General features: G+C 49.2%; 13 protein-coding genes. 3 read left to right on the forward strand and 10 right to left on the reverse strand.

What is annotated here, in order from left to right; translation table 11 throughout:
- Window positions 1–89: 89 nt before the first annotated feature.
- A complete protein-coding gene (locus IEY53_RS15985; protein WP_189026601.1) occupies window positions 90–1,208 on the reverse strand; it encodes a lactonase family protein in 1,119 nt (372 codons plus the stop codon).
- Window positions 1,209–1,423: 215 nt separating this feature from the next.
- Between IEY53_RS15985 and IEY53_RS15990 the strand changes: the two genes are divergently transcribed.
- The gene (locus tag IEY53_RS15990) at window positions 1,424–1,762 is read left to right on the forward strand and encodes a LytTR family transcriptional regulator DNA-binding domain-containing protein (RefSeq protein WP_189026603.1); all 339 of its coding nucleotides are present in this window, start codon (window positions 1,424–1,426) and stop codon (window positions 1,760–1,762) included.
- Window positions 1,763–1,978: 216 nt separating this feature from the next.
- On the forward strand, window positions 1,979–3,169 hold the full coding sequence (locus IEY53_RS15995) for a peptidylprolyl isomerase (RefSeq protein ID WP_189026605.1): 1,191 nt from the start codon (window positions 1,979–1,981) through the stop codon (window positions 3,167–3,169).
- Window positions 3,170–3,291: 122 nt separating this feature from the next.
- Here the strand turns inward: IEY53_RS15995 and IEY53_RS16000 are convergent, their stop codons facing one another.
- Window positions 3,292–3,486, reverse strand: a complete 195-nt coding sequence (locus IEY53_RS16000; protein WP_189026607.1) for a DUF2188 domain-containing protein — start codon at window positions 3,484–3,486, stop codon at window positions 3,292–3,294.
- 72 nt (window positions 3,487–3,558) lie between these two features.
- Entirely contained in the window at window positions 3,559–4,158 is a 600-nt protein-coding gene (locus IEY53_RS16005) for a nitroreductase family protein (RefSeq protein WP_189026609.1), read from the reverse strand.
- A gap of 218 nt (window positions 4,159–4,376) precedes the next feature.
- On the opposite strand from IEY53_RS16005, the gene IEY53_RS16010 reads away from it, so the two are divergent.
- Window positions 4,377–5,786 carry a metallophosphoesterase gene (locus tag IEY53_RS16010; RefSeq protein ID WP_189026611.1) on the forward strand — a complete coding sequence of 470 codons (1,410 nt, stop codon included), beginning with the start codon at window positions 4,377–4,379 and terminating at the stop codon, window positions 5,784–5,786.
- Window positions 5,787–5,875: 89 nt separating this feature from the next.
- Here IEY53_RS16010 and IEY53_RS16015 read toward each other — a convergent pair whose 3' ends face one another.
- The 7 genes from IEY53_RS16015 to IEY53_RS16045 form a co-directional block, all read right to left on the reverse strand.
- The gene (locus tag IEY53_RS16015; RefSeq protein ID WP_189026613.1) at window positions 5,876–7,393 is read right to left on the reverse strand and encodes a copper amine oxidase N-terminal domain-containing protein; all 1,518 of its coding nucleotides are present in this window, start codon (window positions 7,391–7,393) and stop codon (window positions 5,876–5,878) included.
- A 96-nt stretch (window positions 7,394–7,489) separates the two neighbouring features.
- Window positions 7,490–8,158 carry a TraX family protein gene (locus IEY53_RS16020; protein WP_189026615.1) on the reverse strand — a complete coding sequence of 223 codons (669 nt, stop codon included), beginning with the start codon at window positions 8,156–8,158 and terminating at the stop codon, window positions 7,490–7,492.
- A gap of 70 nt (window positions 8,159–8,228) precedes the next feature.
- Window positions 8,229–9,218 carry an aldose 1-epimerase gene (locus tag IEY53_RS16025; RefSeq protein WP_189026617.1) on the reverse strand — a complete coding sequence of 330 codons (990 nt, stop codon included), beginning with the start codon at window positions 9,216–9,218 and terminating at the stop codon, window positions 8,229–8,231.
- A gap of 84 nt (window positions 9,219–9,302) precedes the next feature.
- Window positions 9,303–10,019, reverse strand: coding sequence for an MgtC/SapB family protein (locus IEY53_RS16030; protein WP_189026618.1), 717 nt, complete (start codon window positions 10,017–10,019; stop codon window positions 9,303–9,305).
- A gap of 190 nt (window positions 10,020–10,209) precedes the next feature.
- The gene (locus tag IEY53_RS16035) at window positions 10,210–11,001 is read right to left on the reverse strand and encodes an SDR family oxidoreductase (protein ID WP_189026620.1); all 792 of its coding nucleotides are present in this window, start codon (window positions 10,999–11,001) and stop codon (window positions 10,210–10,212) included.
- A 125-nt stretch (window positions 11,002–11,126) separates the two neighbouring features.
- Complete coding sequence (locus IEY53_RS16040; RefSeq protein ID WP_189026622.1) at window positions 11,127–12,230, reverse strand: rhamnogalacturonan acetylesterase; 1,104 nt, start codon at window positions 12,228–12,230, stop codon at window positions 11,127–11,129.
- Between the two features lie 32 nt (window positions 12,231–12,262).
- On the reverse strand, window positions 12,263–13,102 hold the full coding sequence (locus tag IEY53_RS16045; protein ID WP_189026624.1) for a carbohydrate ABC transporter permease: 840 nt from the start codon (window positions 13,100–13,102) through the stop codon (window positions 12,263–12,265).

The raw sequence follows: 13,102 nt of genomic DNA on the forward strand, positions 1-13,102 counted from the left end.
TTCGCCTCAATTCAAAGGGAACACCGGATCACTTCTTCCGGTGTTCCCTTTTGTCTGTCTATCCGCTGTCACCTTAGACTGTTAATTCTTCAGCGGGCAGAAGCTGCCGGGAAGATGGCCGGCTTCACACAAACCGGTTTGGACACTTCCGCTGTATGGCCTGTGAATAAAAGCCGGCCGTTATCTTTATCAACCGAGAAGACTACCAGATTATTGCCGTCGCGATTCGCCACAATAAGAAAGCCGTTGTCCGGAGTCAATGTAAAATGACGGGGATGCCCTCCTTGCGTGGATACATGCTGAACCAAGGTGAGACCTGCTGATGCAGCTTCTATCTCAAAGACAACAATGCTGTCATGCCCGCGGTTAGAACCGTACAAATAACGTCCGTCCGCAGAAACGGCAATTTCCGCACAAATATTCTCTCCGCTGAAATCGGCCGGCAGCGTCGAGACTGTTGCAGCTGTCCGCAGCGTTCCGTTCGCACTGTCATATGTAAATGAGGTAATCGTGGAGTCTACTTCATTGATTACATAAGCGGATGTTCCATCGGGATGAAAGGCCAGATGGCGCGGGCCGGCACCGGGATGGAGGGCTGTCTCTCCATGAACTTCAAGCGTTTGGGTGTCTGAGTTGATGCGGTAAGCCCGAATCAGATCCAGTCCGAGGTCAGAGACAAACACATACTTTCCATCCGGGCTAAAAATAGCCGAATGCGGATGTGGGCGGTCCTGCCGCTCCGGGTGGGTGCCGTGGCCGGTGTGAAGGGCAGTGTCGGTCAGACGAACCGGTTGTCCTGCATCGTCCAGTGAGAGCAGTCCTACACTGCCTCCATGATAGCTGCAGACAAGAAGATGCCGGCTCTCCATATCCCGGGAGATATGGCAGGTTGTAGTCTGCGACTTGCCTTCCGCAGGCATAGTCTGAATGCAGTTAAGTTCGCTGAGCTTTCCTGTAAGCGGGTCAATGGCAAAAGACACCACTTCCCCTTCTTTGCCGCCTTCCCCGTTTGGCTGCTCGGCAATAGCATATAATTTCAGATTTGCAGCATCCACATTTACAAATGTAGGATTGGTCAGCCCAGTGGCCTGATCCAACCGTTTCAAAGTGCCTCCTGCTTGTCCATCGAACTCAAACACCTGTACTCCGCTCTCAGCAGCACTTGCATAGGAGCCTGTAAACAGCAATAGCTTTGGTTGTTCTTTCATCGTTATTCATCCTCCTCCTAAGTGTTGCACTGCCCAGATTGCATTATTCTCTTTAGCAGCCATCTTTATAATTTACCGTTTTTCAGCGTCTATGACAAATGGTACGTAAAAATGGCCACAATTCATTTAAAAATAAGACTTTTCAAGGCCGAACCCTTATGGTATAATGAAAGCGCTAACATCAAGTTTTTTATTTTTATAAAGGGGGAACACGAATGAGTAGCATCCTGCTGGAAGCCAGAAACGTATATGAGGACTTCGAGGTGGAAACGGACATTCTGTTCTTTAAGGTCGGTGACCATGATCTGGTCATTTTTCACGGCAGAAACTATAATATTAAAAAGAGAATGTCTGCCCAGCAATTAAACCGTTTGCTTAAGAGCTCCAACTTTTATCAGGTCTACAGTGGTTGTTATGTCAATCTGAGCAGAATCAGCTCCATTGAGGATGACTGCATCTTCTTCGGTGAAAAGGGACTATATGCAAAGAATATCCGTGTTCCGAAAAGGAAACAGGAAAGTATCCGCCATCTGCTTAAGGGTCTCCGCTCTTAAACAAATAAGGAAGCTGATTCGCAAACAGCGTGCCGAATTCTAGTCGGCACGCTGTTTGCGTTTCATGTGAGATCAAGCAGAACCTTTTGCTTTTCTTAATATTAACTTAAAAAGAAAAAGCGCTTTTTTATACTTTCTTAAGGTTTGAGAACACGTTTTCTGGTAAAGTTGTAGAAAGACAGGCAACACCTATATTGAAGGGAGTCATTACTTATAATGGACAAAAAAGATTTGAACGAAAATGAACACCTGGATAACAACCCTCTACAACCGGAAGATCCCAACCCTTCCACACCAGCCGATGCAGCAACGAATGCAGAACCCACTCCTTCTATAACGGAAAATGAGGGACGGCTGACTAAAGCACCTTCGGATACAGATAGAAAGGACAACGTTCCTGTAATGAACAGAATCGGCGAAGCAACGCCGCCTGCCCCTCCGGCTTCCAAGAGCAGCAAGGGCTGGATGATAGCCTCCATCCTTCTGGCGGCAGTGCTTATTGTGGTGCTGATCAAACCTCCGTTCCAACAAGACGACAGCAAAACTGCGGTCGCCACTGTCAATGGAGAAGACATCACCCAAGCTCAATTATATGACAAGCTGGTTGAAGCCGGCGGCGAGACTACACTGCAATCCCTAATTACCGAAACACTTGTGAGTCAGGAAGCCAAGAAAGCGAACGTCACCGTTACGGATGCCGATATCAATCAAGAGCTGGAAGATCTGAGAACGCAATTCGGCGGAGAAGAAGCCTTCCAGGCGGCACTCGCACAGAGCGGCATGACTGTTGACGACCTCAAGAAGCAAATGCCGCTGCAAGTAGAGCTGCGCAAGATTCTCGAGCCGCAAGTTAAGCTGACCGATGAAGACATTCAAAAATACTATGACGAGAACAAAGCTACTTTTAATACACCGGAACAAGTCCGTGCTTCCCATATTTTGGTAGCCACCAAAGAAGAAGCGGATGCGATCCTCAAGCAGCTTAAGGACGGAGCAGATTTTGCCAAGCTGGCTTCAGAGAAATCAACGGATACAGCCTCCAAGGCAAATGGCGGCGACCTGAATTTCTTTGCCAAGGAAGCAATGGTTCCCGAGTTCTCTGACGCAGCCTTCAAAATGAAGGTCGGTGAAACCAGCAGCGCTGCGGTTAAGAGCGAATTTGGTTACCACATCATCAAGGTGACCGACCGTAAAGAAGCCAAAAACTACACGCTTGATGAGAAGAAAGAAGAAATCAAGAAAACTCTGACTTCCCAAAAGATCAGTGAGCTCTCCTCCACTTGGCTGCAGGAGACCACAACCAAAGCAAAGATCACCAACACCTTAACTGATGAGAAGGAAGCTGAAGCTACGCCAGCTCCATCCGCTGAGGCAAGTGCGGCTCCAACCGAAGCACCTGCGAAGTAAGCTTATAACATTTATGCCCCCGGGCGGGGTAACATATAACAGGACAAGCGGTTCTCCGCTTGTCCTGTTTGTTTACTATTTTATACCTGCTTCATGCGAACTCTTCCTCTGTGTCCGCTTTTTCAATGGCCTTTTTTACGAATCTGCTTATCGTGGTTCTCGCCCCACTCCTTGGCCTCAGCTGTGGCAATCGAAATGGCCCGCCCCTCATCGTAGCCGTCACTCAGCAGTGCATTGGCGATATCTATGGCTTTGCTCCGTACCGGCGCTGTGAAATTCTTTAAAGAATCCGGGTAATTCTCCTTGTTCCATGGCATCACAAAAACCTCCTTGATTGGGCTATAGTCATTATTAGCCCGGTCAAGGAGGTCTTAAACCCTTTTTGCAGATTATTTAAAGACTTTTACGCGCTCTTCAATCGGCTGAAATTCCTTCTCGCCTGCAGGTGCAGCTGTCTTACCAAATGGCATTTGCGCAATTAGCTTCCATTCAGCCGGGATGCCCCAAGCCGATCTAACTTCATCGTCAATCAGCGGATTGTAGTGCTGCAAGGAAGCGCCAAGGCCTTCTTCGGCCAGTGCTGTCCATACTACAAATTGGAGAATACCGGAAGATTGGTTCGACCAGATCGGGAAGTTCTCGGCGTACAGTGCAAAGTTCTCCTGTAAGGACTTCACCACAGTTTGATCTTCAAAAAACAATACCGAACCGTAGCCGGCTTTGAAAGAAGCCAGTTTTTGCGCGGTGCCTTCAAATTGCTCGGCGGGAACGATTTTGCGCAAAGCGTCGGTTGTAATATCCCACAGCTTGTCATGTGCTTCACCCAGAAGAACTACAGCTCTGGAGCTTTGGGAATTGAAGGAGGTTGGGCTATGTAGTACAGCCTCTTCCACAATTTCTTGAATTTTGGCATCGGAAATTGTAGATTCTTTGCTGATCGCGTAAATGGAACGTCTGCCTTTTACTGCTCCAAAAAAACTTTTAGACATAAATAATTACCTCCATTTATTTAGTTGCTTACTTTTCTAAATCTTAACACTTTTCTTCCTGAATTACAACAGCAATATACCACTTTTTTTGTCGGATATCGGGACCTTTATTCCGGCTGACCTGCCTTTCAATATTCCCTGATCTTTTTTCCGATATACAGAAACGGGCCAGTTAAGCTACAATGATTCAGCAAATCATTGGAAAGAAGGTCCAGATCATGAAATTCCGACACCAAAAAGGCTATGTTACCGCCCCATCAGCTTTTTATTTCGGCTTGTGGGCGTTACTCACCCTGTCCCTCCTCCTGGGCGGCTGTGAGGACACAAATTTGCCTCAACAAAAATCCCCCCTTCCGAATCATGGAGACAAGCTGGCTCCGGTCTCCTTCTGGGTAGCCACCGATGTGCATTATCTGGATAAAAACCTTGAGGATGGCGGTCAGGCTTTTCAGACCTATGTCTCCGGTGGTGACGGCAAAATGCTCCCCTATAGTGATGAAATCGCCGAATCCCTGGTCTATACCGCTAAGCAGCAACGGCCGAAGTTCCTTATACTCAGCGGTGATCTGACCAACAACGGGGAACGGAGCAGTCATGAGAAACTGGCTGCTAAACTGAAGCGTCTGGAAGCACAAGGAACTCAGGTTTACGTTATCCCCGGCAATCATGATCTGTTTAATCCCTGGGCCCGATCATTTAAGGGAACCCGGCAAGTCATCGCTGATTCCATATCCGATAGTGATTTTACTAAACTGTATGGAGATTTTGGTTACAGTGAAGCCCTCTCCAGAGATCAGGAAACGCTCAGTTATATCGTCCGGGCAGCCCCCGGCTTATGGCTGCTGATGATTGACAGCAGTCAATATCATCACAACCGGGAATACGGATTCCCGCAGACCGATGGACGTATTGCCGCCTCTACGCTCTCCTGGATCAATGAAAGTGTACAACTGGCAGCGGCGGAGCATGCCTCTATTGTCACTGTAATGCATCATAATCTGCTGGATCATACATCCATGCCTGTATCCGGCTTCAAGCTCAACAACAGCCAGGAGGCCCTGAATACCCTGCGGAAGAACAGACTTAACCTTGTTTTATCAGGCCATATTCATATGCAGGATATTCGTCTTGAGCCGGCTGTTCCTGCTGAAGATCCGCAGGCAATTCCTGTGTACGATATTGCTACAAGCGCACTTGCTGTCAACCCACACCAATATGGAAGTTTGAGCTTTGATCCCCTCACGGGAGTCCTGGATTACCATACGGCCGCTGTCGATGTGGAGGGATGGGCCAGGGCCAGCGGAAGCACGGACCCTAATCTGTTGAACTTCAGAGCTTACGCAGCGAAAAGCTTCAGCCAAGCCTCCTATCGCAAAGCGCTGGACAGTCTTAAGGACAGCCCCTTCTCCACAGCACAGCGGCATTCCATGAGCGAAGTGATGGCAAAGCTTAACTTACATTATTTCGCCGGCACTGCAGGCAGCTCGTCCAAAGACATTCAACTGATGCCTGGATACAAGTTATGGGAGAGCACAGCCGATGGATTTATGAGCGCTTATATTCAAAGCATGGCAGCGGAGAAACAGCCTGGAAATGTGGCTCTCCAGATGGTCTTATCGAAGCAATAACTGGCCTTAATCAGCAGTACCCCAATATAAAACCCGGCTAACCGTCCGCAATACTGCGTTGGTTAGCCGGGTTTCATGTAATTAACCTGCTATTCACGACTGATATAAATCCATCCCTCGGCGTCCTTCTCCACTTCTGCGTGAAGGGCTTCGGCAAACATGCGGACCGATACATAAGCATCCCCGTATTCATCTACAAAGATCGCTTTAGGAAGTTTCACTTTCGTTCCGTTCACTGTAGCTTCTGCGGAGCCAATCTTGAAGATTAGCTGATCGCCGTTTAAGTCTTCCGTGATGATGATGGAACGGGAGGTTCCATCCCACTCTACCTTGGCATCCAGATCTTCAGCCAGGTAGCGCAGAGGGACATAGGTGTTGCCATCTTCGACAATCGGATAGTAATATTCGTCATCCGGAGCGATATTGATGGATTTCTTGGTGATTCCCATCTCGTTTTTGAGCAAGCGATATATGTCGGAATTCGGATCAAAATTCCGCAAAGTCTCTCCCGGTGTAAGCTCAATCGAGGATACATCCAGAGCGTTATCTTTGTTTAGGACATCAGCAGTAACCGGGCCATTGATGTTCCAGACTTCACTCTGGGATTTGAAGCTGATACTGCGAATTGGAATATATTCGTCTTCCGGCAGTACGACATGCAGATCAATATTCTGTTTGCGCACATGCAGACTGCTGTCTACAAAAACATCATACTGAAGTTTCGTATCTTTGCTTAATACGGTGCTGATTTCAGGTGTGCTCTCATAGAGGTTGTTCAGCTCTTTATCGTAGACAAGCAGTAAAGCATCTACTGCCAGCTTGGCGGCGTCGTGCAGAACAGTCACCACGTCTTCTTTGTTGTCCAAAGGAATTTCTCCAAAACCAAATTCATTCAGATTAAGGCTGCCCATCCCTTCTTCCTGGAAGATAGGGTACAAATAGTCGTAAAGACCGCCGATCAGCTTAGTGAATCCCTCTGTATCCTTGGAGATGGATTTAAGGAATTGTTTGAATAAGCCGGGAAGCTCATCTCCTGTAATTTCTGTATGTAGCTTCGTGAGGTTCATCTGCTCTCCGTATACGGCCTCATTGACCGGCGTGACATTAATTACGGAGGCATTAGGAAGATTCTTCACAACAAATTCAGAGAACAGCTTGGTTACAGCCTCTGCTTTCTCTGTATCAAATGCAGCGGTGCCCAGCAGGGTATCCACACCCGCAATAGGATAATAGAAAGGCTGCTTGGCTCCATCAACGGTGAACACCAATGATTCTTTATCCACGAAGAGGGAGAATGGGAGCTTCATTTGTTTGTAGCCTACTGTACCTCTGGCAGAGAGGTTGCCATTGTCCTGCTGCTTGAGACTGCTGATACTGACGGAAAAGGAATTGATAAGTTCAACCATCTCTTGATCTTCTGCACTGATTCCTGCAGCGGGCACAACGTTCATGGAGAATGTCGTGTTTGATTCCGACGATTTGACATCCAGCCCGTCGAGAAGTGCCTTATTGATATCGAGCCCTCCTACAGACTGGCAACCGGATAGCACCAGCAGCAGTGCAACGAACGGAAGGAACCACTTGGCTTTTGCTTTTAGTTTCCTCATAGCATTTCTCCTCTGAATCATATTTGTGTGAATCCAATTCATTATCTCAGGTAGAGGCATGAATTGTAAATGGAGTTGACGTCAAAGGTCAAAAAATCATAAATTGAGTAAACTCCGCCATTCTATACTTACCCATTCCCGAAACCAGAGAATCTTTACCATGGCTAAAATTGCCAAATGCCCCGGATAAAAAGACCACCAGGCCCAGCGTGGAATACGCCATTTCTCGATTTTATTCCAGACTACGGGTGCATATGCAATAAACAGTGTCGGCACTATGCTGATCATTTGTACAGTCCAGCCGTAATAGACCAGGTAAACGGCATTTAGGATCAGATGTGCCAGGACCAGCCCATAGGAACGTGTATACCGGAAAATCAGCACCAGCAACAGTCCATATGCGTTATAATCCAGCGGAAAAAATTCCATGACCAGTATTACGGCAGCCACCACCGGAATCCCCAGCCACAATGAGGGCAGCTTGTCCAATACGAGCAGCACAAGTGCCGATATCAGCAGTGTAAAGACTACGTTCCAGCCTCCTGGACTTAGGGCCAGATTGTACGGAATCTGTGAAATGACGGCAATGATCAACAGCCGCCGCAAATATCTCGCCCTTGAGGAGGTGTAAAGATAACCTTGGACCAATGCATAACAATAGATTGGAAAGGCGATACGGCCCACAACCCGCCAAGTTATGTCCACCGGAAAAAAGATATAGCCGATATGGTCAATCAGCATAGTCAGCATGGCGATAATCTGCATGGGCATCCTCCTTCTGCGGAACAAAAGGCTGTCTCCCAACATGGAGACAGCCCGATGTTATTACTGTTTGTTATTTCAGATACAAGCGGCTGCTCTCTTCCCAATATTCGCCCGGTTTCAGACTGAACAACCCGATCTCATCGGCAGGCAGGTCCACCTTTGGTGCATTGACCAGATTGATTTGCGGTTCAGGGCAAAAGAAACCCTCCGTAGCGCCATTGTTCCAGATCATCCACTGTTTGTAGGAAGTACCTACATCATAGACCAGCGTTACTCCCGCTTTGCTGTCAGTCAATTCCATCCGGTTGCGCCCGTTCTGGGCCACGGCGGTATAATGATTGTCCATCGGCGCATAAAAAGGATTCACGCCTTCTCCCTGCAGAGCCAGCTCTTCCGGCTGCAATTCCTGGAACGATCCGGTTGGCAGCATCCGGTCACTCAGCTCCCAGCGTTCGCCAATCGTCAGCTTAACCTTATAATCCTTGGCTGTGCTGCCAGGTGCGAATGGGGCATTAACCGCAGTATGGAAAGCCAAGAGACAAGGCATAACTTCCTCTCCGTCATTATGCACCAGCAGCTGCTGGGACAATCCGGCTTCACCAAGGCTGTAACGCAGCTTTATCGTATATTTATGAGGCAGATAGATATAGGAAGGATGCTTCTCATCGACCCGTACGGTAACGGTGACGAAACTTTCCGTCTTGCTGCTTCCGAAGTCTTCAACCTCCCACGCTGTAGTATGTAAGAATCCGTGCAAATGGTTGCGTGTTGCGGCCTCATTGACCGGGAATTTATACGTTTGGCCATTCCATGGGAATTCTCCGTCCTCATAACGATTCGGAGGGAACAACACAGGAATCCCGTAAATGCCCGGGTTTGCTTTGAAGGCCTCCATTTCTTCCGCACCGGGTTCATGCAGGAAACGGTAACCGTTTTCGTGATCGCGGAAACAAATCAGGTTGCCTCCGATTCCCGGCAGAATAGCCGCCTCATAACGTCCGGCTTTCAACCAGACGGCTGCTTCACCTTCATATTGCCCTTCATAGGCACTAATTGTCATGACTCTCAATCTCCCTTCAATTCTCTTAGAATCACTCTCCACTTGTTAGATTACCACATCTTCACAAGTGGAAACATGGCAATTTTATAACTGCTCCACTTCAACGCTCATGACATGGGCAATCTTTTTGACATCATAATAAATTTCAGTAGCATAATCACGGTCGGGTGCAGACAACACCATCTCAATCATTTGTCTGCCATCATCCAGATCCTTGATCTTCATCCGCCGGATAGAACGGGCCTGAGGCCGCGATTTGCGGTTCTCACTGGCTGGACGTTTCTCAATGTTCTGAATGACCTCGGTCAGGACAAAGTTGGCTTCCATAATGATCTTGACCGAAACCTCATGTTTGTTCAGTACCTGCGGGCCTACCGCCTTAATCATTTGAGGCACGACGTTGACGGCAAACATCAGCAGCACTACAGCATAAAATGCCTCTACGTAAAAACCTGCCCCCACCGCAATCCCAATCCCGGATGCTGTCCAGATGAGCGCCGCCGAAGTCAGCCCGGTGATGGCATCGCCGCCTCTGCGCAGAATCACGCCAGCGCCCAGAAAACCAATCCCGCTTACAATCTGCGCCGCCAGCCGCATCGGGTCCATGTTGGGATGCTCGGGACCGGCAAATTTATCAAAAGCATGGATGGATACAAGCGTTACCAGGCAGCTGGCAATACTTATGACCATACTGGTCCGGATGCCCAGCGGTTTTTGTTTGATCTGCCGGTCGATACCGATGAACAGCCCGAACAGCATGGCCACCAGCAGTTTAATTATTGATTCCAGGTGTAAATCCATCTGAATTCCTCCTATCTTCACGAATAATCTATTATACAGGAAATAAGGGTGGATGATTAGCATTATTTTTAGGTTTACCCAAAACAGAAAAAACGGACTCACCTTCCCTCACATATTCGCAAAGCCGCCAGGGCTTCTTATGCTAGGGGAAGGGAATCCGTCACTTTACGGACCCTTATTCAATTTGCTTTTAGCCATGCAGCAGCGACTCTGCGCCGTCGCAGTAAATTTCCGTACCTGTGATGTGATTCGAGTCTTCAGAAGCCAGGAAAAGCGCCAGCTTAGCTACCTGGGCAGCACTGCCCGGCCCTTCTTCCAGGGGTTGATCCCCTTCGGGGAATTCCACTGGAATCTTCACTTCCTCCAGATCGTCGGAAGGGAAGGTGTTGTCCCCTATTTCCGTCTTAATTGCCCCTGGACAGATGGCGTTGACCCTGATTTTGAACTGGGCCAGCTCCAGTGCCGCCATCTTCATGAAAGCGACTTGTCCAGCCTTGGTGGTGCTGTATGCAGAGAATCCGATATTCGAGAATACACGGTTGCCATTGATCGAACTGTTGATAAGAATGCTGCCGCCGTGGTTCTTCAAGTGCGGAATCGCATATTTCACAGTCGCAAAGGTTCCGCGAAGGTTAATCTGGATCGTCTGATCCCATTCCTCCATCTTCATCGTCTCAATAGGGGCCATTGTTCCGTTGATACCGGCATTGGCGAACACGACATCGAGCCGGCCCCATTGTTCAGCAGCTTGATTGACCGCTGCCTCCACCTGCTCCGGTTGAGAAACGTCACATCCAATAACGATCGCTTCGCCGCCCTCCTGCTCAACCTGGCGTTTAACCTTCTCCGCCTTTTCCACAGTCCGGTCAAGCAGGACTACCTTGGCACCGTGACGTGCGAATTCCAGCACGGACGCACGGCCGATTCCCGAACCTCCACCTGTTACAATCGCTACCTTGCCTTTAAGCTTTTGGTCTGCCATAATTCCGGGCTCCTCCTTATCGCTATGCAAAGTTTGTCAGTTAAGTTCTTCCCTTAACTTTTACCTCACATACCAGAGGATGAATCGTGAACGCACACTTTATCATCAAGCACAGTAATTTCTGCCTATCGCATGTAAACGGTCAGATCATATAGTCCGGCTTCCCGAATTCCTTCGGCCACCAGGCCTGCAACCAGCTGTGCACCCTTAACCTGAAAATGGGTATTGTCCTGCACCCCTGCCGGATGGTGGAGGTATTCGCCCGGATGAGTCCACATAAACAATTCCTTGGTGCCTTCAGGGCCATATTCTTCAAACAGCTTGCGGCTTTTGGCCGCCAGGTCAATCAGCGGCACCTGCTCGGCAGCGGCCAGCTCCTTCATCGCCACCAGGTAATCGCCATGACTGTCAATGATCTCCCCGTGCGGGTTAAACATCCGGCGGTGTACCGATGTCACCAGGACCGGATAAGCACCGGCCTGCCTTGCTTCCGTGATATATTGCAGCAAATGCTCCTTGTACGTGGTAAAAGGCTCGGTATGGCGGAATTCATCCGGTTTGGAATCGTTATGGCCGAACTGGAGAAACAAATAATCCTTGGGACGGATGGCGCTCATAATAGCCTTCAGATGGCCTTCCTGAATGAAGCTTCTGGAGCTTCGGCCGGAAAGCGCCCGATTGTCTACCGCCACACCCGGCTTGAAGAACAGCGGAAGCATTTGCCCCCACCCGGCATAAGGAAAGCCCGTTTCCCCCTGGTCGGTTACAGTGGAGTCTCCGGCCAGAAACAATCCCCGCGCTTCAGGGTCAGGAGTGATAAGAAGCTCATTGATCCGGGGTGCAGCTCCTGAGAACGACAGTCTCAGTTGTCCGCTGGTTACATGTACGGAGAAACCTTCCTGCAGATATTGTTCTGCCGGCACCCGGAGTGGATGCAGCACAAACCGGGCATCTCCGGCCCGGATAACGGTGTGGGTCTCGGCGCACGCATCGCCCAGACGGACCGTAACCCGATAGAACCCGTCTGGTAGATCGATGAGTAAGACGGCACGCTGCGGAATGCAAAAATCGTTTCTCAGAATATCAGTTCCGCCCCGGTAACGCCCGAAAACCACGGAGCCGGATGTGAATCCGTATCCGCACTCCGGGGTATACTGCGTATCCGGTTTTACCTTTGTAAAGCCCGGCTCCGCCGCTTCGAGGCCGAAATCAAAATGATAGGAATTCAAATTCAGCCGCACCCTTCTTTACTTTTTTAAGCTCAGCCTTTCAGCCCGCTTGTGCTGATCCCATCCACAATCTGCTTCTGGAACAGGAAGAAGATCAGCATTACCGGCATCAGACTAAGGACGGACATGGCGAACATCGGTCCCCAGTTAGAGACGGATTCACTGTCCAGAAACATTTTGAGACCCATAGAGACGGTATACTTGGACGGTGAGTTCAGATAGAGCACCGGTCCGAGCAAATCCTCCCAGCGCCAATAAAAGGAAAAGATTGCCGCAGTCGCCATGGCGGGGCGAATCAGCGGAAGGATGATTTTGTAGTAGAGCCGGAATTTGCCGCAGCCGTCAATCGTTGCCGCTTCGTCCAGTTCGGCCGGAATAGTCCGGATAAACTGCAGCATCAGGAAGATAAAAAACGGAACTCCGAAAAATTGCGGAATGACGATAGGTCTGATACTGTCCAGCCAGCCCAGCTTGGTGTAAATAATATATTGCGGCACCAGCACGACGTCCGATGGCAGCATCAGGGTCATCATCATAATTCCGAACCAGAGGCCGTGACCTACGAACTTGTTACGCGCGAACCCGAAAGCCACCAGGGACGACGAAAGCACGGCACCGACTGTAGCGACTACCACGATTACAAGCGAGTTTTTGATAAAGACGCCAAAGGAGTATCCCGCAACCCCCTCCCAGCCTTTGGCATAGTTGCCCCACTCCCAAGGATGAGGCAAAAGCTGCTGCGCAGTAACAAACACCAGGCGGCTCTCCTTGAAGGAGCTCATGATCATCCACAGAATCGGGTAGAGCATGACAATGGCAAGCCCGCCGATCAAAATGTGGTAAATGGGCCATCTGACTTTAATCTTCGCCAT

It is taken from the genome of Paenibacillus albidus (assembly GCF_014644435.1).
Taxonomy (GTDB): Bacteria; Bacillota; Bacilli; order Paenibacillales; family Paenibacillaceae; genus Paenibacillus_AQ; species Paenibacillus_AQ albidus.

What these genes read in the sequence shown, in the direction of transcription:
- IEY53_RS15985 (WP_189026601.1), bottom strand. Translation starts at nt 1,208, where the DNA reads ATGAAAGAACAACCAAAGCTATTGCTGTTTACAGGCTCCTATGCAAGT.
- IEY53_RS15990 (WP_189026603.1), top strand. Translation starts at nt 1,424, where the DNA reads ATGAGTAGCATCCTGCTGGAAGCCAGAAACGTATATGAGGACTTCGAG.
- IEY53_RS15995 (WP_189026605.1), top strand. Translation starts at nt 1,979, where the DNA reads ATGGACAAAAAAGATTTGAACGAAAATGAACACCTGGATAACAACCCT.
- IEY53_RS16000 (WP_189026607.1), bottom strand. Translation starts at nt 3,486, where the DNA reads ATGCCATGGAACAAGGAGAATTACCCGGATTCTTTAAAGAATTTCACA.
- IEY53_RS16005 (WP_189026609.1), bottom strand. Translation starts at nt 4,158, where the DNA reads ATGTCTAAAAGTTTTTTTGGAGCAGTAAAAGGCAGACGTTCCATTTAC.
- IEY53_RS16010 (WP_189026611.1), top strand. Translation starts at nt 4,377, where the DNA reads ATGAAATTCCGACACCAAAAAGGCTATGTTACCGCCCCATCAGCTTTT.
- IEY53_RS16015 (WP_189026613.1), bottom strand. Translation starts at nt 7,393, where the DNA reads ATGAGGAAACTAAAAGCAAAAGCCAAGTGGTTCCTTCCGTTCGTTGCA.
- IEY53_RS16020 (WP_189026615.1), bottom strand. Translation starts at nt 8,158, where the DNA reads ATGCAGATTATCGCCATGCTGACTATGCTGATTGACCATATCGGCTAT.
- IEY53_RS16025 (WP_189026617.1), bottom strand. Translation starts at nt 9,218, where the DNA reads ATGACAATTAGTGCCTATGAAGGGCAATATGAAGGTGAAGCAGCCGTC.
- IEY53_RS16030 (WP_189026618.1), bottom strand. Translation starts at nt 10,019, where the DNA reads ATGGATTTACACCTGGAATCAATAATTAAACTGCTGGTGGCCATGCTG.
- IEY53_RS16035 (WP_189026620.1), bottom strand. Translation starts at nt 11,001, where the DNA reads ATGGCAGACCAAAAGCTTAAAGGCAAGGTAGCGATTGTAACAGGTGGA.
- IEY53_RS16045 (WP_189026624.1), bottom strand. Translation starts at nt 13,102, where the DNA reads ATGGCGAAGATTAAAGTCAGATGGCCCATTTACCACATTTTGATCGGC.